A 22,208-nucleotide genomic window follows, 5' to 3' on the forward strand; every position below is an offset into this window, starting at 1 on the left:
CCCTCGGGGCTGTCTCGAGCGGGCAGGGGGACGCCGTCGTCTCCGCTACCCGGACGCCCGGATGAAGTCCGCCAGGCGGGCCACGCCCTCCACGATCTGACGCTCGCTCAGGGCGCTGATGGAGAGCCGTAGGCGGCGCTCGCCGCCGCCCGCCGGGTAGAACGGGGCCATCGGGGTCCAGAGCACCCCGTGGTCGCGGGCGCAGCGCTCCATGGCCGCCTCGTCGGCGGTGAACGGGACGTCGAGCACGGCGAAGAAGCCGCCCTCGGGCTCGTTCCAGGCCACGCCCAGGCGGGCCCGCTCGGCGGCCGGGAAGTGGCGCTCCAACTCCCGCAGCAGCACGGTGAGGTTGGCCGCGTAGTGGGCGGTGGCGGGCGCGTTGGCGGTGCGCAGCCGGCAGTCGTGGGTGAGCAGCATGCCGCCGATCACCGCCTGGCTGAGGGCGGGGGTGTTCACGGTGGTCATGCTCTTGAGCTTGGACAGCTGGTCGGCGAGCAGGCTGGTGGAGCCGTCCGGGGCGGTGACCGGCTGGTCGGCGACCACGTAGCCGAGGCGGGCGCCGGGGAAGCAGGTCTTGGCGAAGGAGCCGAGGTAGACCACCTGGTGGTGGCGGTCGAGGGCCTTCAGGGTGGGCCGTTCGCCGGGCTCGCGGGCGAAGAAGCCGTAGGGGTTGTCCTCGATGACCAGCAAGCCCTCGGCGGCCGCCGCCTCCAGGAGTTCGCCGCGGGCCTCGACGGGCATGCTGGCGCCCGAGGGGTTGGCGAAGTCCGGGACCACGTACAGCGCCCGGGGGCGGCGGCCTTCCGCGCGCAGGCGGCGCGCGGTCGCGGCCAGCGCGGCCGGGTCGCCCTCGGGGACGGGGACGGTGGCGATGTCCAGCAGCCGGGCCGCGCCGGTGACGCCGACGTAGCACGGGGAGCTGACCAGCAGCACGTCCTCGGGCCCGGCGCAGAGCGCGCGCAGCACCAGCAGCATGCCCTCCTGCGCCCCGACGGTGACGACGACCGAGGCCGGATCGACCGTCAGGCCCTCGTCGTTGGCCAGGGTGCGGGCGATCAGGTCGGCGATGATGCCCTTGGTCGGGCCGTACTGGAACAGCGCGGTGCGGACCTGGCTCTCCGTCAGGCCGCGTCCGCCCAGGTGGTCCAGGTAGACGTCGAGGTACTTCGCCACCTGGTCGGTCTCGAAGAAGCCCTCGTGCGGGCGGCCGGGGGCGAAGGAGAGGGCGTTCGGGTAGCGCTCGGTGACCTCGTTGAGGAAGGTCATCGCGTCCAGCAGCGGGTCGGAGAGCGAGCCGTGCAGGTCGGTCAGCAGCAGGGAGTTCATGCGAAGGCCTCCCGCAGGCGGCCGGCGGCGTACTCCTGCGCGGCGCGGCCGTCGTCCAGCGCGCCGGCCATGGCGAAGAAGCCGTGCGGCATGCCCTCGTAGCGGCGGGTCTCGACCGGGACGCCGGCGGCCCGCAGGGCGGCGGCGTAGGCCTCGCCCTCGTCGCGCAGCGGGTCGTACTCGGCGGTGATCACCGTGGCCGGCGGCAGTCCTGACAGGTCGTCGGCGCGCAGCGGCGAGGCCAGCGGGTCCGCCCCGTCGGCCTCGGCCTTCAGGTAGTGGCCCCAGTACCAGGCCACCGAGCGGCGGTTGAAGAGCAGCGGGTCGTCGTGCTCGCGCACCGACGGGGTGTCGGCGCCGTGCTCGGTGTTGGGGTAGACCAGCAGTTGGTGGCAGAGGGCCGGGCCGTCCCCGTCGCGGGCCAGCAGGGTGAGCGCGGCGGCCAGGTTGCCGCCGGCGCTGTCGCCCGCCACGGCCAGCCGGGCGGGGTCGACACCCAGTTCGGCGGCGTGCGCGGCGGTCCAGCGGGCGGCCGCGGCGACGTCGTGGACGGCGGCGGGGAAGGGGTGTTCGGGGGCGAGGCGGTAGCCGACCGCGACGGTCACGCAGCCGACGGAGTTGGTCAGGCGGCGGCAGATCGCGTCACCGGTGTCCAGCGAGCCGAGGGTCCAGCCGCCGCCGAAGAGGTAGAGCAGGGCGGGCAGCGCGGGGGCCTCGCTCGGGCGGTAGACCCGCAGGGTGAGCGGGCCGCCGGGGCCGGGCACGGTGAACTCCTCGACGGCGTGGACCGGTTCCGGGTTCCCGGCGGCGGCCTGGATCGAGGCCAGGTCGGCGGCCCGGGCGGTGGCCAGGTCAAGGGTGTAGAGCGGGGGCGTACCGGCCTCGGCGCGCTGTCTGCGCAGGGCTTCGGCCTGGGGGTGCAGTGGCATCGGTGCTCCAGGGAGTCGCGGGTCGTTCGGTGGCGCGGGTCGGTCAGCGGTCGGCGGGCTAGTGCCGGGCACGGCACTAGGTCACTGCCGTGGGGTCGAGGTCGGCCAGTCGTGGGCGGCCCAGCAGGGCCATGGTGTCGTCGAGTTCGCCGCTCAGCAGGTCGAGCACCCCGGCGACGCCGTCCTCCCCGTCGGCGGCCAGGCCCCAGAGGACCGGACGGCCGATCAGGACGGCCCGGGCCCCGAGGGCGAGGGCGACCGCCACATCCGTGCCCGTCCGGACACCTCCGTCGAGCAGGACGGGCAGGTTCTGCGGTGCGGCGGCGGCCACTTCGGGCAGAGCTTCGAGAGCCGGGAGGGCACCGTCGAGCTGGCGTCCGCCGTGGTTGGAGACCACGATCGCGTCCACTCCGTGCTCGGCGGCCAGCCGGGCGTCCTCCGCCGTGAGGATCCCCTTGAGGACGATCGGCAGGGTGCTGCGCTCGCGCAGCCAGGCCAGGTCCGCCCAGCTCAGGGTGGGGTCGAACTGCTCCTTGGCGTGGCCGGCGATGCCCGAACTCCCCTGCTCCGCACGGTGGCTGGCGGCCATCACGGAGTGGTCGAGGTTGACCGCGCGGACGTGCCCGGGGACGGCGAAGCCGTTGCGGGCGTCGCGCAGGCGGCGGCCGATCCGGGGCGCGTCCACGGTCAGCACCAGGGCGCGGTAACCGGCCGCCTCGGCGCGCTCGATCAGGGCGGCCAGCGCGTCGCGGCGGCGCAGCCAGTACAGCTGGAGCCAGAGCGGGCCGGTGGCTGCCTCCGCGATGGATTCCAGCGTCCGGCTGGCGAAGATCCCGGCGACCATCAGCGCCCCGGCCCGGCCCGCCGCACGGGCGGTGGCGACCTCGCCCTCGGGGTGGAACAGCTGGTGGTAGGCCATGGGGGCGATGCCGACCGGGGTCCGCAGGGGGCTTCCGAGCAGGGTCAGGCCCTGGTCGGTGGCGGAGACGTCGACCAGGGTGCGCGGGCGCAGCCGGGACCGTTCGAACGCGTCCCGGTTGGCGGCCAGGGTCCGCTCGGCGCCGCTGCCGCCCTGGACGAAGTCCCAGAGCTCCTCGGAGAGTCGGGCACGGGCCGCGCGTTCGACGTCGGCGAGTTCGAGTGGCTGCACGGACTTCCCTTCCGGGCAGGCCTCACGCGGGCCGGTCCCGATTCGGCAGCGTAGCGCCGATTGGTATAGACCTTGCCTTGGCTCGATCGTCTGTGCAATCGTCAGAAACCGAACCGGCCCCGTCGATCGAGGTCGGTGTCCATGCAACCAGCCCCTCGTGGAGTGGCGTTGACCGGCTCTTCTTCCCAGACTCCCCTGCCGGCCGGGACCTCGAACACCAAGGCCCCGCGTGGCTGGGTGGATCGATTCCTCCTGGCCGGCCCCGATGACGAGGAGTGTCTGCACTTCGGCACTCCCGTCGACCGCAGGACCCTGCGCGCGCTCGTCGCCGAGCAGGCCGCCCGGCTGACGGCCGCGGGCCTGTCGGCCGGCGGGCGGGCCGCGCTGCGGCTGGCGCCCTCGCTCGGCTACACCGCCGCGCTGCTGGCCTGCTGGCAACTGGGCGCCCAGGTGGTCCTGTTGGACCACCGGCTGACCGACCACGAGGTGGCGCTCGCGGTCGAACGGCTGGCACCCCAGGTGCTGGTGGAGTCGGCGCACCGCTCCGCGGGAGCCGCGCTGCGCGGCTTCGCCGAGACCGACCCCGAACCGATCGCCCTCCCCGGCGGCCGCCCCGCGGCCACCGGCCACGCCCTGCTCCAGCTGAGCTCGGGCTCCACCGGCCCCGCCAAGGTGATCGCCCGCACCGCGGACGACCTGCTGCGCGAGCTCGACTGCTACCGGCGGCTGGAGGCCTTCCCGAAGGCCGGTGAGCGGGTCGTCCTGCTCTCCTCCGTGGTGCACGTCCTCGGCCTGGTCGGCGGGCTGCTCAACAGCCTGTACGCCCACGTCCCGCTGACCGTCCCCGAGCGGATGACGGCGGCCGGGATCCTGGCCGCCGTCGGGCAGGACGACCGCCCCACCACGCTGATCGGCGTGCCGTTCCACGCCGAACTGCTGGCCGCCGCCACCGCTCCCCCGCCGCTGCCGCAGCTGCGCCGGATGATCGTGGCCGGCGAGCTGGTCCGCCCCGGGCTGCCGGCCGCCTTCGCCGCCCGCTACGGTGTGCCCCTGGGCACCATGTACGGGATGACCGAACTCGGTGTCATCGCCACCGACTTGGACGGCAGCCTGTACCCACGGGCCCGTCCGGTGCACGGCACCGACCTGCGCGAGGACGGCGGCGAGCTGCACATCGCGATGGCCGCATCGCCCTACCCGGGCCTCACCGACCCCACCCGCTGGTCGGACGGCCTGCTGCACACCAGGGACGCCGCCGTGGTCGACCCCGACGGCCTGGTCACCGTGCTCGGCCGCCGCGACTCCCAGGTCTCCATCGGCGGCCTCAAGGTCGACCTCACCGAGGTCGAGCAGACCCTGGCGGCCCTGCCGGAGGTCAGCGAGGCCGTGGTGGTCTTCGCCGACGGCGCCATCGAGGCCTACCTGACCACCGGTCAGACCGCGGACCCGTCCGCCGACCAGGAGACGGTCCGCCAGGCGTTGGTCCGCGAACTGGCCGCCTACAAGCGACCCCGGCGGCTCTCCTTCCTCCCGGCGCTGCCCCGCACCGCCACCGGCAAGCTCGTGCGCGACGTCACCGTCCTGCACGAGGCCGCCGCCCGTTCCCTCTGATCCACCGCACCACCGCACCACCGCACCGACACCCCGACACAGCACGAGGAGTACCACCATGCAGGAGCGCATCCACCAGTTCGTCCTGGCCGCCCTCGCCGAGATGAACTACGACGTCGCCGAGGTCACCGGCGAGACCGACCTCGGCCCGGCCGGGCTGGACCTGGAGTCGCTGGCGCTCGCCGACCTGTCGGTGCAGGTCGAGGACGAGTTCGGGGTCAAGTTCGACCTCGACGAGATGGAGACCACCGCGCTGATGACGCTCGACCAGTTCACCGCCGACGTGGCCCGGCGGGTCGCCGAGGCCTCCGCCACCGCGGCCACGGCCGGCAGCGCCGCGTGAGCACGCCCGCACTGCCGGACCGGGCCGCGGTGGTGGAGATGCTGGCCGCCTTCGGGCAGCGCTCCGCCGACAGCGTCCCCGAGGCGCTCGGATCGCTCGAACTCACCTGGCTGACCGCCGAGTTCGAGCAGCGCTACGGGGTCGAACTGGACCTCTCCGACGAGCAGTTCGAGGCCGTCCGCACGGTGGACGACGCCGTCGCGGTCCTGGGCGAGGCCGTACGCGCCGCCAGGACCACCGCTGGAGCCACCGCCGGGGTCGCCCGGTCATGAGCACCAGCGCACCGCCGGACGCCCGTCCGGTGTTCACCGGACTCGGGGTGCTCAGCGCCTTCGGCTCCGGGCTCGCACCGCTGACGGAGGCGGCCGCGCACGGCCGGACCGGCTTCACCGAGGTGACCCGCTTCGACGTGTCCCGGCGCGGCACCACCCGGGCGGCCCTGCTGCCCGAACCGCCGCCGCTGGAACGGGCGTTGCTCGACGTCCTCGCCGACGCCCGGCGGCAGGCCGGCCTGCCCGCCGGGGCGGGTGACACGCCGCTGCTGCTCGCCCTGCACAGCGACCTGCGCACCGGCGAGGTGGCCGAGGCCGTGGGCAAGGGAGCAGCCGCGCTCGGCCTGCCCGAGGTCACCCGGGTCTACACCGGCGCCTGCGTGGCGGCCGCCACGGCGGTGGCCGACGCCGCCGCGCTGGTCGCCTCCGGGCGCTACCCCCGGGTGGTGGTCGCGGCCGGGCACCTGGTGGAGCCCGGTGTCTTCGCGGCCTTCGACGCCGGCCGGGCCCTGGCCCGGGACGGCGAGCCGCGGCCGTTCAGCAGCGGGCGCACCGGCACCGTGCTCGGCGACGCCGCGGTGGCGGTGGTCGTCGAGGCGCAGGCCGAGGCCGACCGGCGCGGCGTCCGCCCACTGGCCCGGCTGGCCGGCTGGGGACGGTCCGGGGACGCCCACCACGTCTGCCGTCCACGGCCCGATGGGGAGGGCGTCGTCCGCGCCGTCCGGGCCGCGCTGGCCCGGGCCGGGGTCGCCCTGGCCGAGGTGGGCTACGTGAACGCCAACGGGACCGGCTCGCCGCTCTCCGACCTGGCCGAGGCACGGGCGCTGCGCGAGGTGTTCGGCAGCTCCCTGCACCGACTGCCCGTCAGCTCCAGCAAATCCGTCCACGGCCACGCCCTGGAGGCCTCCGCCCTGCTCGAACTCGCCGTCACCATCGGCGCCTTGGAGAGCGGACGGCTACCGGTCAACGCCGGCTGGCTGGGCACCGACCCGGAGATCGGCCTGAACCTGGTGCTCTCCGGGCCCCGCAAGGACCGTCCGCGCTACGCCCTGAGCCTCAACTCGGCTTTCGGCGGGGCGAATTCGGCACTCCTGGTCGCCGCCGCATGAACGACCTCCGCATGAACGACCTCCACATGAACGACCTCCGCGCGACCGGTCTCCGCACCCTCGCCACCGCGACCTGGCCACCGCCCGAGGGCGCCGGTGAACTCCCGCCGCTGCCCGGCTTCGTGGTCTCCAGCTTCAACCCCCTGGTCGCGGCCGTCGCCGAGCTCTGCCTCACCCGGCACCGCGACACCACGGGGGCCGCCCCCGGGGCCGGCCGCACCGCACTCCTGCTCGCCAGCGCCGGGGGCGACCGCGCCACCGCGCTGGCCATCGACACCGCCGCCGCCTCCGGGCGCCGGATGCCGCCGCTGCTGTTCTTCCAGTCCAACCCCAACGCCGTCCTCGGGCACGTCGCCGCCCGCTGGGAGCTGGCCGGCCCGGTGGTCGCCATCAGCCCCCGCGAGCCCGCCGCTCCTGGTGAACTCCCGCCGGACGCACTGGAGTTGGCCGCCCTGCTGCTCGCCGACGGCGACGCCGACCAGGTCCTGGTCATCGCCGCCGAACAGGCCGTCCACGCCGGCGAGGCCGACCACGGCACCGCCGCCCTGGTCGCCGCCGCCTGACGAAGCATCGACCCCACCCCGAACCCCGACCGACCGCGTCCCCGACGCCGCACACCGCACCCGCATGGCCAGCGCCATGGGAGGGATCAATCACCGTGAGCATCCGCACCATCCGCAACATCCTGGCGAACGACCCGGACGTCGGCGCCGGGAACGTGCTGACCACCCGGATCGCGCTCGGCATCGGTCTCGACGACCCGCTGCTGACCTTCGACACCCCGGTGGACGACCACGCCGCCTGGGAGCCGTTCACCCTGCGCGAGTTGGACCGCGCCGTCCGGGCCCGGGCCGCCGCGCTGCACGCCCTCGGGGTCGGCCGCCGCGACCCGGTGGCGGTGTACGCGACCGCCGCCGCCGACCACGTCCTCTCCTTCCTGGCCCTGGCCCGGCTCGGCGCCATCCCCGCGCTGCTCAACCCCAAGGTGGAGGGCGAGCGCGCCGCCCGCTACATCGCCCGCCTGGGCGCCGTCGGCATCCTCACCGACCCCGAGCACCGGGCCGAGCTGGCCGGGTACGACCCGCTGGCCCCGGTGCTGGCCGACGCCGCCGAACTCGGCTCCGGCGACCCGGACTCCGCGCCCGCGCCGTACCGGCACTCGGAGCAGGACCCGGTGGCGATCACCCACTCCTCCGGCACCACCGGGATGCCCAAGGCGGTCGTGCACTCGCACGCCAGCCTGTACGCGGCGATCCGCCACCGCGCCACACTGCCCCGCCCGCAGGGCGGCGACCGGATGCTCTCCGCGCTGCCCGCCCCGCACGCGGCCACCCTCATCGCGGTGAACTTCGCGCTCAGCACCCACGGTGAACTCGCGCTGCTGTCAAGGCAGTCGGGGGACGGCGTGCTGGACGCCATCGAGAGCTGGCAGCCGCGCGGCGTGATCGGCTTCGCCGCCACCTGGGCCGACCTGGCCCACCACGACCTGTCCGCCCGGACGTTGGACACCGTCGCGCTCTGGTGGAACACCGGCGACTGCGCGCACGAGGCGCACATCCGACGCCTGATCGCCGCCGGCTCCCGCGAGACCGTCACCCGCCAGGGCCGCGGCCGCGAGCCGGGCTCGGTCTTCGTCGACGGCCTGGGCTCCACCGAGATGGGCCACTCGCACTTCTTCATCACCCACGCCCCCGGCACCGAGAAGTACGGCCGCTGCGTCGGCCGCCCGCACACCTTCGTGGACTGCGAGGTGGTCGGCCCGGACGGCGAGCCGCTCGGCCCCGGCGAGGTCGGCGAACTCGCCACCGCCTCACCGACCTTGGCGCCGGGCTACTGGAACGACTCGGTCACCACCTACCGCACCCGGCTGCGCGGCCGCTTCCTCACCGGCGACCTGATGTACCGGGACGAGGAGGGCTACTACTACCACGTGGACCGCCTGGTGGACTCGGTGGACCTCGGCAACGGGCACCGGCTGTACACCGCGATGTCCGAGGAGCGGGTGCTGGCCCGGGTCCCCGGCGTGCTGGACTGCACGGTGGTCGCGGTGAGGGACGGCGACCAGGTGGTCACCGACGTGCTGCTGACCCTGGAGGACGGCGGCGACCCGGCCGCCGACCGCACCGCCGAGGTGGTCGCCGCACTCGACGAGCACACCGCCGCCACCGTCCGCTCGGTCCTGGTGGTCGGCGGCGACGACATCCCGCTCGGCCCGACCGGCAAGGTCCGCAAGGTCCTGCTCCGCGAGCGCTACCTCGCCTCGGCGGTCGCCCGATGAACGCCGCCACCACCGCCTCCGCAAGCACCAGGCGTCCCGGCGCCGTCGTCACCGGGATGGGCCTGCTCACTCCGCTGGGCCGCAAGCCCGCCGAGGTCTTCGAGGCGCTGACGGCGGGTCGGAGCGGGATCGTCGCCGTGCCGGAGGGCCATGCCGCGCACGGCTGGCTGCCGTTCGCCGGGATCGCCCCGCACATCGACGGCACCGAGGTCCTGCCGCCCACCGAGACCCGCTGCGTGGACCGCTTCGTCCTGCTGGCCCTGGCCGCCGCCGACGACGCGCTGGCCGACGCGGGCCTGGTGGTCGGCCGGGACGTCGACCCCCGCCGCACCGCCGTGGTGCTGGCCACCGGCGGCGGCGGTCTGGAGACCTTCGAGCAGCAGTCGCACCGCCGTCTGGAGCGCGGCCGCCCCGGCGTCAGCCCGTACCTGCTGCCCGGGATGCTCTCCAACATGGCCACCGCCCGGGTGGCGATCAAGCACGGGATCCGGGGCTTCAGCACCGCGATCGTGACGGCCTGCGCGGCCGGGGCCCAGGCCGTGGCCGAGGGGCTGCGGCTGATCCGGGCCGGCGACGCGGACGTGGTGGTGTGCGGTGGGACGGAGTCCTCGCTGCACCCGACCATCGCCGCCGCCTTCACCAACGCCCGTGCGCTCGCCCAGGGTTGGGACGACCCGGCCCAGGCCAGCCGTCCCTTCGACCTGCGCCGCAACGGCTTCGTGCTCGGCGAGGGCAGCGGGGTGCTGGTGCTGGAGAGCGCCGAGCACGCCGCCGCCCGCGGCGCGGCCGGCTACGCCGAGCTGGTCGGCTGGGGCTCGACCACCGACGCCCACCACCCGACCATGCCCCGCCCGGACGGCGAGGGCGCGGCGGACGCCATGCGCACCGCGCTGGCCAACGCCGGGCTGGACGCCGCCGACATCGGCTACGTCAACGCGCACGGCACCGGCACCAAGATCGGCGATGTGGCCGAATCGGCCGCTCTGCGGGCGGTGTTCGGCCCGGACGGACCCGCCGTCAGCTCCACCAAGGGCGCCACCGGCCACCTGCTCGGCGCGGCCGGCGCGCTGGAGGCGATCGTCTCGGTGCTCGCGGTGGCCCGCGGACTGCTCCCGCCCACGCTCAACCTCGCCGAGCCCGACCCGGCCTGCGCCCTGGACCACGTCCGCGGCGCGGCCCGCCCGGCCGAGCTGCGCTACGCGCTGAGCAACGCCTTCGCGTTCGGCGGCCACAACACCAGCCTGATCTTCGGCCGGACACCCACCAGCGCCGCCAGGTAGCCGCCGGGCAGGCCACCGCACCCCGCTCCCCTCTGCACCCAACTCCTCCCGACAGGAGCCCCGTTGTCCATCCAGACGATCGCCCACGTCGAGTACCACTGCGCGGACGCCGCGCAGACCGCCTCCGACCTCCAGGCCGCCTACGGCTTCCGGCGCGACGCCGAGCAGCCCGCCTGGCACCCGGGGGCGCGCGCCGTCCACCTCCACCAGGGCAGCGCCCGCATCCGGCTGCGCTCCAGCGAGAACACCGACCACCCGGTGGCCCGTTACGTCGAGCGGCACGGCGAGGGCGTCGCCGCACTGGCCCTCGGCTGCACCGACCCGCAGGCCGCGCTGGAGCGGGCCGAGCGGCACGGCGCCGCGGTGCTGGACCGGGAGGCCCGGCTGATCGCCGGCTTCGGCGACACCGCGCTGCGCTTCGTCCCCCTGGACGAGGCTCCCACCCCGGCCGGCGGCGGGCTGCTGGACGCGCTGGACCACGCCGCGATCTGCGTCCCGGCCGGTCAACTCGCCTCCGCCGTAACGTTCTGCGAGGCCGCGCTCGGCTTCCACCGGATCTTCGGCGAGTACATCGAGGTCGGCGAGCAGGCGATGGACTCCAGCGTGGTGCAGAGCGCCTCCGGCGAGGTCACCTTCACCCTGATCGAGCCGGACACCAGCCGCCGGGCCGGCCAGATCGACCGCTTCCTGGCCGACCACGACGGCGCCGGGGTGCAGCACCTGGCCTTCCGCACCGGGGACATCGCCACCGCCGTCCGCGCCGCCAGGTCGCAGGGCGTCGAGTTCCTCTCCACCCCGGGCACCTACTACGACGCCCTGACCGAACGTCTGGGCGGCACCGCGATCCCGGTGGAGACCCTGCGCGAGCTGGACGTCCTGGTGGACCAGGACCACGGCGGCCAGCTGTTCCAGATCTTCGCCCGCTCGACCCACCCCCGGCGGACCTTCTTCCTGGAGCTGATCGAGCGTCAGGGCGCGGGCACCTTCGGCACCGCCAACATCAAGGCCCTCTACGAGGCCGTCGAGCGCCAGCGCGCCACCGCCTCCGCCGCCGTCTGACGCGCCGTCCGCCCTCCCGAGAGGAACCCCGCATGACCACCACCGCATCCGAGTTCGTCCTGACCGAGGCCGAGCGCGCCCTGCTGCCCACGCCCGAGGAGGTGGCCGGCTACCAGGAGCACGGCTGGTACCTCTCGAAGAAGCTGTTCACCGACCAGGAGCTGGACACCCTCCAGGCCGCCACCGAGACGTACTACGAGGGCCACCGCGACCGCACCCTCGCCGTCCGCCCGCCGCGCCTGGCCGCCTGGGAGCCCGCGCACGGACCGGTCCAACGGCACAACGACTACGTGCACTTCGAGAGCGACGCGATCGGCGCGATCCTGCGCAAGCCGCTGGTCGGCGCCGTCGCCGCGCTGCTCGCCGGCGCGGAGGAGATCCGGGTCTTCCAGTCCACCCTGATCCTCAAGCCGCCGATCGCCGGTGAGCCCTCCAACCACGTGCCGTGGCACTTCGACAAGCACTACTGGCACACCTCGACCTCGGACGACATGCTGACCGCCTTCATCCCCTTCCACGACTGCGGGGTGGAGAACGGCACCATCACCATGGTCGACGGCAGCCACCGCTGGCGCGAGCTCCCCTCCGGGGAGGACGCCACCCGCCACTTCGCCCAGCGCGACCGCTCCGAACTGGACGAGATCCTCGCCGCCAACGCCGCGTACAACGGCGCCGAGGTGGTCAAGGTCCCGGTCGAGATCCCGCGCGGCCACGTCTCCTTCCACCACTGCCGCACCTACCACGGCAGCGGCGCCAACCTGGCCGACACCCCGCGCCGGGCCGTCTCGCTGCACCTCCAGGACGGCGCCAACGAGTACCGCCACGCCACCCGCACGGACGGCAGCCCCGCCTCCTACAACCACGACGTGGTGGTCCGCCGCACCCTCGACGGCCGCCCCGACTACGCCGACCCGGAGATCTGCCCCGTCGTCTGGACCGGCACCCCGTGACCGACCCCACCGACCTCGACTCCCCCACCGACCTCGACTCCCCCGCCGGGCGCTACCGGATGCTGCGGCTGATCCGCGGCTTCGAGGAGCTCGCGCTCGGCCTGGTGAGGTCCGGGGAGATCACCGGCGGCATCCACCCCTACATCGGGCAGGAGGCGGTGGCGGTCGGCGTCTGCGCCGCGCTGCGCCCGCAGGACCGGATCACCTCCACCCACCGGGGCCACGGCCACGTGCTCGCCAAGGGTGCGGCCCCGGACCGGCTGCTCGCCGAACTCCTGGGCCGCACCGGCGGGTTGAACCAGGGGCGGGGCGGCTCGATGCACGCCGCCGACTTCTCCCTCGGCATCCTGGGTGCCAACGGCATGGTCGGCGCGGGCGGCGCCATCGCGGTCGGCGCCGCCTGGTCCGCCGTGCAGGCCGGCGAGGACCGGGTCGCCGTCGCCTTCTTCGGCGACGGCGCCCTCAACCAGGGCGTCCTGCTGGAGGCCTTCAACCTGGCCGCGATGTGGCAGCTGCCGGTGCTGTTCGTCTGCGAGAACAACGGCTACGCCACCACCCTCCCGGCCGCAACCGCCGTGGCGGGCAGCGCAGTCGGCCGGGCCGCCGCTTTCGGCATCCCGTCCGCCGAGGTGGACGGGATGGACACCGAGGCCGTCCGCGCGGCCGCCGCCGAGGCGGTCGAACGAGCCGCCGCCGGCGGCGGCCCCGGCTTCCTCGAGTGCCGCACCTACCGCTACGAGGGCCACCACACCATGGAACGGCTGATGAAACTGCACTACCGCACCCCCGAGGAGATCGACGGCTGGCGCGGCCTCGACCCGCTGCCGCGCGCCGCCGCCCTCCTGCCGCCCGGCCTCGCCGCGGAGTTGGACGCCTCCGTCGCCGAACAGCTGGCCGCCGCCTCGGAGTTCGCACTCTCCTCCGAACTCCCCTCCCCCGACGGCGCGTTGGACCACCTCTACGCCGACGGGCTGCGCCCGAGGGCGGGGGTGGCCGCATGAGGCTCTCCTACACCAAGGCGCTCAACCGGGCGCTCACCGACGCCCTCACCGAGGACCCGGCCGTCTGCGTGTTCGGCGAGGACATCGGCGCGGGCATGGCCGGCCCCACCCTCAACCTGCTGAAGCAGTTCGGCCCCGGCCGGATCGTCGACACCCCGCTCTCCGAGCAGGCCTTCACCTCGATGGCGATCGGCGCAGCGCTGACCGGGCGGCGGCCGGTGATCGAGTTCCAGATCCCCTCGCTGCTCTTCCTGGTCTTCGAGCAACTCGTCAACCAGGCCCACAAGTTCTCGCTGATGACGGGTGGTCAGGCGAGCGTGCCGCTGACCTGCCTGGTCCCCGGCTCCGGCTCCCGGGACGGCTGGGCGGGGCAGCACTCCGACCACCCCTACAGCCTGTTCGCCCACGCGGGGATGAAGACCGTCGTACCGGCCACCCCCACCGACGCCTACGGACTGCTCCGCTCGGCCGTCGCCGACCCCGACCCGGTCGTGGTCTTCGCCCCGGCCGCCGCCCTGGCCGTCCGCGAGACCGTCACCTGGGAGCTCGCCCCGATCCCGCTCGGCAAGGCCCGCGTCCACCGCGAGGGCACCGACGTCACCGTGGTCGCCGTCGGCCACCTCGTCCACGACGCCCTGGCCGTTGCCGAGGAGCTCGCCCCCGAGATCTCGGTCGAGGTCTTCGACCCCCGCACCCTCTACCCCTTCGACTGGGACGCCCTGGCCTCCTCCCTGGAGCGCACCGGCCGCCTGGTGGTGATCGACGACTCCAACCGCAGCTGCGGCATCGGCGCCGAGGTCCTGGCCACCGCCGCCGAGCAGATGCGCCTCACCGCCCCGCCGCGCCGCATCACCCGCCCCGACGGCACCGTCCTCCCCTTCGCCCCCGCCCTCGACCGCGCCCTCCAACCGCAGCGCGACCAACTCCGCGACGCCGTCCTCGCCGTCATGAAGTAGCGTGCGCCCGGCACCGGCGGTCAGCCCGCAGTGACCGTCCCCGCACGGCTGGTGACGGCCCTGCCCGCCGGGGCAGCCATCGCCCGTTCGGCCGACATAGGCTGACCTTCACCACCTCGCTCCACTCGCCGCCGGAGGGCCGATGACGGGACGCCGCCCCACCGCCCGCCGCAGCGCGGACGACCTGCTGACCGAGCTCGGCCGGCTCACGGCGTCCGCCCTGGAGCAGGCCGAGCTGCAGAAGGCCCGGGTGGAACTGGCCGAGGCGCTGCAGCGCGAGCTGCTGCCCGCCGCGCTGCCGCAGGTGCCCGGCCTCGGGGTGGCGGCCCGGTACGCCCCGGCCCGGCACGGGCTGAGCATCGGCGGCGACTGGTACGACGGCTTCCTGCTCCCGGACGGCTCGGTGGCGTTCTCGCTCGGCGACGTCCAGGGGCACGACGTGGAGGCGGCCGCCGTGATGGGCCAGGTCCGGGTCGGCCTGCGGGCCCTGGCGACCACCACCACCGACCCCGGCGAGGTCCTCGGTCGCGCCAACGACCTGCTGATATCCCTGGCCGTCCGGCGGTTCGCGACCTGCGTCTTCCTGCGCTACGACCCGGCCACCGGAGAGCTGTGGCACGCCCGGGCCGGGCACGTCCCGCCGGTCTGGGCCGACGACGACCAGCTCTCCCGCCCCGACGAGGGCGGCCCCCCGCTGGGCGTGCTGCCAGGCCAGCGCTATCCGGTCAACCACCACCGGCTCACCGGGTCCGAGGTGGTCGCCCTGGTCACCGACGGTGTGGTCGAGGGGCCGCGGTTCCCGATCGAGGCCGGCCTGGCGCAGGTCGCGGCCGTCCTGCGCGACCGCGGCCGGGCGGCCGACCCGGAGCAGCTCGCGGCCGAGCTGCTGGCGGTGGCCGAACTGACCGGGCACACCGACGACGCCGCCGTCCTGGTACTGCGCCACGGCTGAGCCGGCCGCCCTGCCCGTACCTGCGGCTCCGTACCCGGTCTCCGTACCCGCTCTCCGTGCGTGTCACCGGCCGGTCCGCCGCCCGACCGTAGTGTGATGGCTCCTGTGCCGCTACCCATCACTCCCCGCGCCCGCGACCTCCGCCGCCCGGCGGCCACCGGCGCCCTCCTGCTGGCCGTCACCGCCGTCTACCTCGCGGCCGGACGGCTCGGTCTGCTGCAGCAGGTGGTGATCGGCGGGGCGAAGGTCACCCCGCTCTGGCCGCCGACCGGGATCGCGCTCACCTGCCTGCTGATCTTCGGGCTCCGGTCCTGGCCCGGGGTGGCCCTCGGCGCCTTCCTGGTGATCGCCTCGTCGGCCGCCCCGCACTGGGGCTCGATCGGCATCGTGGCGGGCAACACCCTGGCCCCGGTCGCCGCGTACCTGATGCTCCGTCGGGTCGGCTTCCGCATCGAGCTGGACCGGCTGCGGGACGGGATGGCGCTGGTCTTCCTCGGAGCCTTCGCCGGGATGCTGATCAGCGCCACCATCGGCACCGCGGTGCTGGGGCTGAGCGGCAGCCTGCCCCAGGGCGGCTTCTGGCCCACCTGGTCGGCCTGGTGGGCCGGGGACGCGATGGGGGTCCTGGTGATCACCCCGCTGCTGCTCGCCCTGCGCGCCGCCCGGATCCCCGACGACACCGGGCCGCTCGACTGGGCGGAGCCGCTCGTCCTGCTGGCCGGGACGGCGACCGTCACGGTGATCGCCACCTCCACCAAGCTGAGCGTGCTGTTCCTGGTCTTCCCGTTCCTGATCTGGGCCGCGATCCGGTTCCAGATGCTCGGCGCCGCGCCCTGCGTGGCGGTGGTCTCCGTGCTCACCATCACCGCCGCCACCCGGCACGACGGCCCGTTCGCCGACCACGGGCTGGTCGCCGACATGGTGACCCTCCAGGCCCTCAACGCCTGCGCCGCGCTCACCGGCCTGCTGCTGTCGACCATCGTCGCCGAACAGCGCGACACCAACCGCCGCCTCGAACAGGCCTGCGTCGAACTGGCCGAGGTGGTCCGCCGCCTGGCCCCCGGCCTCCCCGGCGACCGACTGCCACCGGAGGACGGTTTCTAGGGGTTGCCGTCCGTCGGCTGCTGGTCCGTCAGGTCGACCCCGAGGGTACGGGCCAGCCCTTCGGCGCCCGCCTCGGTCAGCAGGACGACCCGCGGACTGGCGCCCCACCGCACCCAGTCGAGCGCGAACAGGCGCGCGGTGAGTGCGGCGCCGAGGCCGCCGGCCAGGTGGTGCTGGTGTTCGCTCCAGTCGACGCAGTACCGAACGGCGGGCCGGCGCGGCGCCAACTCATCGGGGTCGACGCCGAGTTCGGCGAGCACCATCCATCCGTCGGGCGCGATGACGTACCGGACATCGCGGCCGTAGGAGGACGGCCGGTCGTGGCGGGCCTCGGCGGGGCGGTGCACACCGTCGTGGCCGGTGAGCACCCCGCGCTCCAGCAGGCCGCGCATCAGGGCCACGCCGAGCCGGCCCGCCAGGTGGTCGTAGCAGGAACGGGCCCGGTGCAGCGCGTTGCTCCGGTTGCCCTGCTTCAGCGAGGTGATCGGCAGCGGCGGGGCGATCACGGCAAGAGCCTCCAGCGCGGCGCTCACCTCCGGGCCGGCGAGCCGGTGGAGGCGGTGCCGGCCGCGCCGTTCGACGGTGACCAGCCCGCCCTCCGCCAGCCTGGCCAGGTGCACACTGGCCGTCGCGGCGCCGATGCCGGCCTCCTCGGCCAGGGCGCCCGCCGCCAGCGGACGGCCGTCGGCGAGGCACTTGAGGATGGCGGCCCGCGAGGGATCGGCGATCAGCGCGGCGGCGCGGGCGATGTCGGTCTGCCGCCTGAGGGCGGGGGCCCGACGGGGGTCGACGGGTCGGCTGCTGGTGTTCGGCACGGACCCACCCTAGGACCATGACGTTTCGTCAGGCAACGAAGCGTCCGGCGCCGATGCTCGTGACCATGACCATCGCAGCGCCCCACCGCGACACCGGCATCCGCCTCCGCCGACGCCCGGCCCTGGCACCCCTGATCACCCTCAGCCTCGGCTACTTCCTGGTGATGCTGGACGTCACCGCCGTCAACGTCGCGCTCCCCTCCGTCCGGTCCGCCCTCGGCACCGGTTCCTCCGCGCTCCAGTGGATCGTCGACGGCTACAGCACCGTCTTCGCCGCCCTGCTGCTGCTCGGCGGCGGACTCGCCGACCGGTACGGCCCGCGCCGGGTCTTCCTCGCCGGGCTGGGGGTGTTCACCGCCGCCTCCGCCGGCTGCGGCCTGGCCGCAACCTCCGGCGCGCTGATCGCCGGCCGGCTCGGCCAGGGCGCGGGAGCGGCCCTGCTCGTCCCCGCCTCGCTGGCCCTGCTCCAGGCGGCCTTCCCCGGCGGCGCCGATCGGGCCCGGGCCGTAGCCGTCTGGGGTGCCGTCGCGGCGGTCGCCTTCGGCGCCGGGCCGGCGGTCGGCGGACTGCTCGTCGCGGCGGCGGACTGGCGCGCGGTGTTCTGGCTCAACCTGCCGCTCGGCGCACTCGCCCTCCTCCTGACCCTGCGACACTTCCCCTCCACCACAGCCCGTCTGACGGCCCGGAAGGCGGACCCGGCCGGCCAACTGCTCGCCGTCCTCGGCCTCGCCGGGGTGGCCGGCGGCCTCAACGAGGCGGGCTCACGCGGCTGGACGTCTCCCGTCACGCTCTCCGCCCTCGGCGTGGGCGCCGCGGCCCTGGCGGCATTCGTCCTGGTGGAGCGCGCCCTCTCCACCCGCGCTGCCGCCCGCCTGCCGCTGCTGAACCCGGCCCTCTTCCGCTCCCGCGCCTTCACCGCGACCACCGTGATCGGCCTGCTGATCAGCTTCGGCTACTACGGGATGCTCTTCCTCACCACCCTCTACTTCCAACAGCAGCGCCACCTCGGCCCGTTGGAGACCGGCCTGGCCCTCCTGCCCTCCGCCGGCATGGGCCTGCTCGCCGCCCCGCTCTTCGGCCGCATCGCCGCACGCACCGGCCCGCACCTCCCGATGCTCGCCGGCCTCCTCCTCGGCGCCGCCGGCTTCCTGGCCTGGACCTTCGCCGGCCCCGACACCCCCTACCCTGCCCTCCTCCTCGCCCTGACCGCCACCGGCCTCGGCCAGACCACCACCGCCCTCGCCGCCGTCGCCACCGTCATCACCTCCGCCCCACCCGCCGGCACCGGTATCGCCACCGCCGTCTTCAACGTCTCCCGCCAGATCGGCAGCACCCTCGGCGTAGCCCTCTTCGGCACCTTCGCCGCCACCTCCCCCGACCCCACCACCGCCCTCCACCTCTCCGCCACCCTCGCCGCAACCGCCTTCACCACCGCCGCCCTCCTCACCCGCTCACTCCGACCCCCACGGCACAAGAGCCCCTGACGGCCCGTCACCGCAGCCCACTGGGCTCCATGGGTCAGCGACCCGCCGTTCGCGGTGCTCCGCTTCGTCCGCGCCGTCGAGCGCGCCGCGTCAACCTGCCGCCGCCCCGACTGGCGCTCCCCGGCCCGCGCCGCCTGCCTGGTGCCACGGGATCGCTGCGGACCCCCTGCGGCTGCACGCCTGGGTGCAGACTGAGGACGGCGCAGCGGTGGCCGAACCACCTTCCACCCTCGCCTACACGCCCGTCCTCCCCCTCGGAGCCCGCCATCACCGCCACCGCTGAGCCGATCATCTAGTGCCGTGCCCGGCACTAGGTCCGCGACGACACCTGCGGCCTCGGCCCCTACCGCGCCGGGCTCGTGGAGACCTACTGGCGGTGGGAACAGGACCCGGCCCTGCTCGTCGGCTACGGCCGCCAGCAGCCCGAATCCCTGGAGGCCCGCACCGAGGGCACCGCCCACCAGCTCCGCGGCGACAACATCCGCTTCACCGTCTACGACCTCACCGGCGAAGTGCCGGTCCCCGCAGGGGTCACCACCCTGCTGCCCGACCAGGCCGTCCGCACCGCCGAGTACGTCGTCATGCTCGCCCCCGAGGCCCGCGGCAAGGGCCTGGGGACCGCCGCCACCCGCCTCACCCTCGACTACGCCTTCCACATCACCAACCTGCGGATGATCTGGCTCAAGGTCCTCGCTCCCAACAGAGCTGCCGTCCGCGCCTACGAGAAGGCCGGCTTCAAGGCCGCCGGAACGCTGCGCGAGGCCGGGTACTGGCTCGGCCGCGTCTGCGACGAACTGGTCATGGACGCCCTCGCCTCCGACTTCACCGGCCCCTCCGCCATCACGTTCCAACTGCCGCAGTAGCCCACCCCTGGGTTCAACTCGGTTACATCGCAGTCCACTTCAGCGTCTGTGCACGCCGCCAGGCCGCACCGGCCCGTACGGAGCCCCGGGCGGAACAGAGGACCGGCGGCCCATGTGCTCGGGACGGCGGGCGGGTGATGGTGGTGCGACTCCGAGGCCGACGGTCCGGAGACGCACCCGACACCCGGGAGGGAGGTGTCCCATGGCGATCGTCGTCCGCCGGCTCGAGAAGATCGAGACCACCGCCGGCTGTGAGCTGACCAACGACTGCTGATCCACTCCCGGGAGGGGAGCCGGCAACGGCGGTCGCGTGACGCCGGCTCCCCTCCCGGTCCGCGGACCGGAGAGGAAACACCGTGATACGGCCCAGAGTGAAGCCCGTCCTGCCTCCGATTCCGCTCGGCGGCGGCCGGATCCGGCTCGGCACCGACCTAGGCATCGCCGCCGACCTCCAGGACGACGCGCAGGGGCACGTCCGGCAGTTGCTGCGCCTGCTCGACGGCAGCCTGACGACAGCTCAGGTTTCGGAGGCGATGCTCCAATTCGACCCCACCGTGTCCGCGGCGGAGGTGGAGGCGGCCATCGCCGGGCTCGACGAGGCGGGCTTCCTGGAGGACGCCGCCGACGCGCCCCCTGCCGTGCTCAGCGAAGCCGAAGTGGTGCGCTACCGGCGCAACTTCGAGTTCTTCTCGCACTTCCACCAACCCGGCACCACCCGCTTCGACTACCAGGAGCGCCTGAAGCTGGCCAAGGTCACCGTGGTCGGCCTCGGTGGGCTGGGCACCTTCACCGCCCTGTCGCTGGCCGCGCTCGGCGTGGGTGACCTGGTCCTGGTGGACCACGACTCGGTCGATCCCTCCAACCTCAACCGCCAGGTGCTGTACGGCAGTTCGGATGTCGGCCGCCCGAAGGCGGAGGCCGCCGCCGAGCGCCTGGCCGCCGTGAACCCGCACAGCACCGTGACCGCGCACGTGGCCCGGGTGGCGGGGGTCGCCGACGCCCGGCGCTGGACCGCCGGCCGCGACCTGGTGGTCTGCGCGGCGGACCGGCCCCGGCTGCGGATCTACGAGTGGTTCAACGAGGCGGCCCTGGCCGAGGGCGTCCCGTGGGTGCGGGCCGGGAACTCCGGCCTGACGGTCAGTGCGTTCCTCCACGTGCCGTACGAGACGGCCTGCTTCGACTGCGTGCAGCGCACCGCGCGCGAGGAGTCGGCGGACTACGCCGCGGCCGCCACCTACATCGTCGAGCAGCTCGGCGAGACCGGGGTCAACCCCTGCACCGCCCCGGTCGCGGGTCTGGTCGGCAACATCACCGCGCTGGAGGTCACCAAACAGCTCACCGGCGCGGCCGTCCCGGCCATCAGGGGCCGCCGGCTGATCCTCGACCTCCAGCGGATGGAGGTCGACTACGCGGAGGGCGTCCGCCGCCCCGACTGCCCGACCTGCTCGGCCCCACCCACCGCCAACTCCCCGACGGAGCACCGGACATGACCGGCCCGCTGACCGACACCAGCACCGTCGCCCTCCACCCCCTGCACATCGGCCCGCCCGAGGACGGCGTGCACGAGGTGGGGCGCCCCGACACCGGGACCTTCATCGGCCTCCCCGGCGAGGGCGTGGCGATCATCGAGTGGCTGTCCGACGGCCTCACGCTGGCCGAGGTGGGCGAACGCTTCACCCAACGCTACGGCGCAGCACCGGAGTTGGCGGACTTCCTGGCCGCCCTGGAGGAGTGCGGCTTCGTCCGCGCCGTGGACGGACGGCCGGTGGCAGCCGAGGCCGCACCGGCCGACCCGGCCCGGCCACGCGGGTGGCGGCTGCTGGCCGGCCTCCCGCAGTCCGCCGTCGGCTGGCTGCTCGCGCCACCGCTGCGCGCGCTGTACGTCCTGGTCTGGCTCGCCGTCCCCGCCCTGCTGCTGGCCCGCCCCGAACTCCTGCCGCACTCCCGCGACGCCCTGGTCAACTCCCGCCCGATGACCAGCATGATCATCCTGACTCTGATCGGCTGGGCCCTGATCTTCCTGCACGAGCTGGCCCACCTCCTCACCGCCCGCGCCCGCGGCTGCGTCGGCTCCCTCTCGGTCGGCCGCCGGATGTACTTCCTGGTCGCCCAGACCGACATGACCGGCGTGCGCGCCCTCCCCCGCAAGGAGCGCTACGCGCCCTACCTGGCCGGCATCACCTTCGACCTGACCGTACTGCTGGCCTGCTGGTCGCTGCGCCTGGCCGGCCTCGACAGCGGCTACGCCCGGGCCGTCGCCTACCTGTGCGCCGTGCAGTTCGTCTTCCAGTGCGCGGTCTTCCTGCGCACCGACCTCTACTACGTGCTCACCAACTGGCTCCGCCTCGGCAACCTCAACGCCGACGCCCGCCTGATGCTGCGCAACCTGACCAACCGTCTGCGCGGCCGCCCCCAGCTCCCGTTGACCGGCATCCCGGAGCGCGAGCAGCGCATCGTCCGCCGCTACCTCCCCCTCCACGTCGCCGGAATCCTGGTCGCCCTCGCCAACCTCTGCTGGCTGGTCCTCCCCGCCACCGTCTCCCTGGTCCGCCGCTCCGTCGAGGCCCTGGCCTCCGACGACCTCCTCTCCCGCCTCGACGGCCTCGGCTTCCTCCTCATCCTGACCCTGAACCTCGGCACCCTCCTGACCGTCTCCGTCCGCGAACGCCGCTCCCGCCTCCGCCCCGCACCAGCGGACTGACGGGCCGTCAGAACCTGGGCGGCCG

Annotated in this window: 22 protein-coding genes; 18 read left to right on the top strand and 4 right to left on the bottom strand. The window is 74.5% G+C overall.

The genetic code is table 11. From position 1 onward, the window contains the following. Positions 1 to 45 precede the first annotated feature (45 nt). From ACZ6ZR_RS32875 to ACZ6ZR_RS32885, 3 genes are all read right to left on the bottom strand, one after another. Positions 46 to 1,326 (bottom strand): aminotransferase-like domain-containing protein, encoded by a 1,281-nt coding sequence (locus tag ACZ6ZR_RS32875; protein ID WP_465648679.1) that lies wholly within the window; start codon positions 1,324 to 1,326, stop codon positions 46 to 48. Next, on the bottom strand, positions 1,323 to 2,255 hold the full coding sequence (locus ACZ6ZR_RS32880) for an alpha/beta hydrolase (RefSeq protein WP_465648681.1): 933 nt from the start codon (positions 2,253 to 2,255) through the stop codon (positions 1,323 to 1,325). The genes ACZ6ZR_RS32875 and ACZ6ZR_RS32880 overlap by 4 nt, the downstream gene beginning before the upstream one ends. Before the next feature lie 76 nt (positions 2,256 to 2,331). After that, a complete protein-coding gene (locus ACZ6ZR_RS32885) occupies positions 2,332 to 3,405 on the bottom strand; it encodes an alpha-hydroxy acid oxidase (protein ID WP_465648683.1) in 1,074 nt (357 codons plus the stop codon). A gap of 237 nt (positions 3,406 to 3,642) precedes the next feature. Here ACZ6ZR_RS32885 and ACZ6ZR_RS32890 point away from each other — a divergent pair, with 237 nt between their 5' ends. The 13 genes from ACZ6ZR_RS32890 (at position 3,643) to ACZ6ZR_RS32950 (ending at position 16,320) form a co-directional block, all read left to right on the top strand. Next, positions 3,643 to 5,016: a class I adenylate-forming enzyme family protein gene (locus tag ACZ6ZR_RS32890; RefSeq protein WP_465648685.1), complete on the top strand. Its 1,374-nt coding sequence runs from the start codon at positions 3,643 to 3,645 to the stop codon at positions 5,014 to 5,016. Positions 5,017 to 5,074: 58 nt separating this feature from the next. Beyond that, the gene (locus ACZ6ZR_RS32895; protein WP_465648687.1) at positions 5,075 to 5,359 is read left to right on the top strand and encodes a phosphopantetheine-binding protein; all 285 of its coding nucleotides are present in this window, start codon (positions 5,075 to 5,077) and stop codon (positions 5,357 to 5,359) included. Beyond that, positions 5,356 to 5,631: an acyl carrier protein gene (locus ACZ6ZR_RS32900; RefSeq protein ID WP_465648689.1), complete on the top strand. Its 276-nt coding sequence runs from the start codon at positions 5,356 to 5,358 to the stop codon at positions 5,629 to 5,631. Before ACZ6ZR_RS32895 ends, ACZ6ZR_RS32900 begins: the two co-directional genes overlap by 4 nt. After that, a complete protein-coding gene (locus ACZ6ZR_RS32905; protein ID WP_465648691.1) occupies positions 5,628 to 6,740 on the top strand; it encodes a beta-ketoacyl synthase N-terminal-like domain-containing protein in 1,113 nt (370 codons plus the stop codon). The genes ACZ6ZR_RS32900 and ACZ6ZR_RS32905 overlap by 4 nt, the downstream gene beginning before the upstream one ends. Next, complete coding sequence (locus tag ACZ6ZR_RS32910; protein WP_465648693.1) at positions 6,737 to 7,303, top strand: beta-ketoacyl synthase chain length factor; 567 nt, start codon at positions 6,737 to 6,739, stop codon at positions 7,301 to 7,303. Before ACZ6ZR_RS32905 ends, ACZ6ZR_RS32910 begins: the two co-directional genes overlap by 4 nt. 95 nt (positions 7,304 to 7,398) lie before the next feature. Continuing rightward, a complete protein-coding gene (locus ACZ6ZR_RS32915) occupies positions 7,399 to 9,018 on the top strand; it encodes a class I adenylate-forming enzyme family protein (RefSeq protein ID WP_465648695.1) in 1,620 nt (539 codons plus the stop codon). Continuing rightward, positions 9,015 to 10,298, top strand: coding sequence for a beta-ketoacyl-[acyl-carrier-protein] synthase family protein (locus tag ACZ6ZR_RS32920; RefSeq protein ID WP_465648697.1), 1,284 nt, complete (start codon positions 9,015 to 9,017; stop codon positions 10,296 to 10,298). Before ACZ6ZR_RS32915 ends, ACZ6ZR_RS32920 begins: the two co-directional genes overlap by 4 nt. Before the next feature lie 63 nt (positions 10,299 to 10,361). Beyond that, positions 10,362 to 11,357, top strand: a complete 996-nt coding sequence (gene hppD / locus ACZ6ZR_RS32925; RefSeq protein ID WP_465648699.1) for a 4-hydroxyphenylpyruvate dioxygenase — start codon at positions 10,362 to 10,364, stop codon at positions 11,355 to 11,357. A 32-nt stretch (positions 11,358 to 11,389) separates the two neighbouring features. Further along, positions 11,390 to 12,307, top strand: coding sequence for a phytanoyl-CoA dioxygenase family protein (locus ACZ6ZR_RS32930; protein WP_465648701.1), 918 nt, complete (start codon positions 11,390 to 11,392; stop codon positions 12,305 to 12,307). Further along, positions 12,304 to 13,308: a thiamine pyrophosphate-dependent dehydrogenase E1 component subunit alpha gene (locus tag ACZ6ZR_RS32935; RefSeq protein ID WP_465648703.1), complete on the top strand. Its 1,005-nt coding sequence runs from the start codon at positions 12,304 to 12,306 to the stop codon at positions 13,306 to 13,308. Before ACZ6ZR_RS32930 ends, ACZ6ZR_RS32935 begins: the two co-directional genes overlap by 4 nt. Continuing rightward, entirely contained in the window at positions 13,305 to 14,264 is a 960-nt protein-coding gene (locus tag ACZ6ZR_RS32940) for an alpha-ketoacid dehydrogenase subunit beta (protein WP_465648704.1), read from the top strand. The genes ACZ6ZR_RS32935 and ACZ6ZR_RS32940 overlap by 4 nt, the downstream gene beginning before the upstream one ends. 142 nt (positions 14,265 to 14,406) lie before the next feature. After that, positions 14,407 to 15,216, top strand: coding sequence for a PP2C family protein-serine/threonine phosphatase (locus tag ACZ6ZR_RS32945; protein ID WP_465648706.1), 810 nt, complete (start codon positions 14,407 to 14,409; stop codon positions 15,214 to 15,216). Between the two features lie 96 nt (positions 15,217 to 15,312). Continuing rightward, positions 15,313 to 16,320: an MASE1 domain-containing protein gene (locus ACZ6ZR_RS32950; protein WP_465648708.1), complete on the top strand. Its 1,008-nt coding sequence runs from the start codon at positions 15,313 to 15,315 to the stop codon at positions 16,318 to 16,320. Here ACZ6ZR_RS32950 and ACZ6ZR_RS32955 read toward each other — a convergent pair. Further along, positions 16,317 to 17,135, bottom strand: coding sequence for an ArsR/SmtB family transcription factor (locus ACZ6ZR_RS32955; protein ID WP_465648710.1), 819 nt, complete (start codon positions 17,133 to 17,135; stop codon positions 16,317 to 16,319). The two genes, ACZ6ZR_RS32950 and ACZ6ZR_RS32955, sit on opposite strands and share 4 nt — an antisense overlap. Before the next feature lie 65 nt (positions 17,136 to 17,200). Between ACZ6ZR_RS32955 and ACZ6ZR_RS32960 the strand changes: the two genes are divergently transcribed. From ACZ6ZR_RS32960 to ACZ6ZR_RS32980, 5 genes are all read left to right on the top strand, one after another. Next, positions 17,201 to 18,619, top strand: a complete 1,419-nt coding sequence (locus ACZ6ZR_RS32960; RefSeq protein WP_465648713.1) for an MFS transporter — start codon at positions 17,201 to 17,203, stop codon at positions 18,617 to 18,619. A 184-nt stretch (positions 18,620 to 18,803) separates the two neighbouring features. Next, complete coding sequence (locus ACZ6ZR_RS32965; RefSeq protein WP_465648715.1) at positions 18,804 to 18,902, top strand: hypothetical protein; 99 nt, start codon at positions 18,804 to 18,806, stop codon at positions 18,900 to 18,902. 76 nt (positions 18,903 to 18,978) lie between these two features. After that, positions 18,979 to 19,482 carry a GNAT family N-acetyltransferase gene (locus ACZ6ZR_RS32970; RefSeq protein ID WP_465648717.1) on the top strand — a complete coding sequence of 168 codons (504 nt, stop codon included), beginning with the start codon at positions 18,979 to 18,981 and terminating at the stop codon, positions 19,480 to 19,482. 356 nt (positions 19,483 to 19,838) lie between these two features. Beyond that, entirely contained in the window at positions 19,839 to 20,972 is a 1,134-nt protein-coding gene (locus ACZ6ZR_RS32975; RefSeq protein WP_465648721.1) for a HesA/MoeB/ThiF family protein, read from the top strand. Beyond that, a complete protein-coding gene (locus tag ACZ6ZR_RS32980) occupies positions 20,969 to 22,183 on the top strand; it encodes a PqqD family protein (protein WP_465648723.1) in 1,215 nt (404 codons plus the stop codon). The genes ACZ6ZR_RS32975 and ACZ6ZR_RS32980 overlap by 4 nt, the downstream gene beginning before the upstream one ends. Positions 22,184 to 22,208 lie beyond the last annotated feature (25 nt).

The sequence above is a fragment of the Kitasatospora sp. NPDC088742 genome (assembly GCF_055584905.1).

Coding starts and splice junctions, on each gene's coding strand:
- ACZ6ZR_RS32905 (WP_465648691.1), top strand. CDS start 5,628: ATGAGCACCAGCGCACCGCCGGACGCCCGTCCGGTGTTCACCGGACTC.
- ACZ6ZR_RS32910 (WP_465648693.1), top strand. CDS start 6,737: ATGAACGACCTCCGCATGAACGACCTCCACATGAACGACCTCCGCGCG.
- ACZ6ZR_RS32940 (WP_465648704.1), top strand. CDS start 13,305: ATGAGGCTCTCCTACACCAAGGCGCTCAACCGGGCGCTCACCGACGCC.
- ACZ6ZR_RS32950 (WP_465648708.1), top strand. CDS start 15,313: ATGGCTCCTGTGCCGCTACCCATCACTCCCCGCGCCCGCGACCTCCGC.
- ACZ6ZR_RS32945 (WP_465648706.1), top strand. CDS start 14,407: ATGACGGGACGCCGCCCCACCGCCCGCCGCAGCGCGGACGACCTGCTG.
- ACZ6ZR_RS32875 (WP_465648679.1), bottom strand. CDS start 1,326: ATGAACTCCCTGCTGCTGACCGACCTGCACGGCTCGCTCTCCGACCCG.
- ACZ6ZR_RS32960 (WP_465648713.1), top strand. CDS start 17,201: ATGACCATCGCAGCGCCCCACCGCGACACCGGCATCCGCCTCCGCCGA.
- ACZ6ZR_RS32880 (WP_465648681.1), bottom strand. CDS start 2,255: ATGCCACTGCACCCCCAGGCCGAAGCCCTGCGCAGACAGCGCGCCGAG.
- ACZ6ZR_RS32920 (WP_465648697.1), top strand. CDS start 9,015: ATGAACGCCGCCACCACCGCCTCCGCAAGCACCAGGCGTCCCGGCGCC.
- ACZ6ZR_RS32980 (WP_465648723.1), top strand. CDS start 20,969: ATGACCGGCCCGCTGACCGACACCAGCACCGTCGCCCTCCACCCCCTG.
- ACZ6ZR_RS32895 (WP_465648687.1), top strand. CDS start 5,075: ATGCAGGAGCGCATCCACCAGTTCGTCCTGGCCGCCCTCGCCGAGATG.
- ACZ6ZR_RS32930 (WP_465648701.1), top strand. CDS start 11,390: ATGACCACCACCGCATCCGAGTTCGTCCTGACCGAGGCCGAGCGCGCC.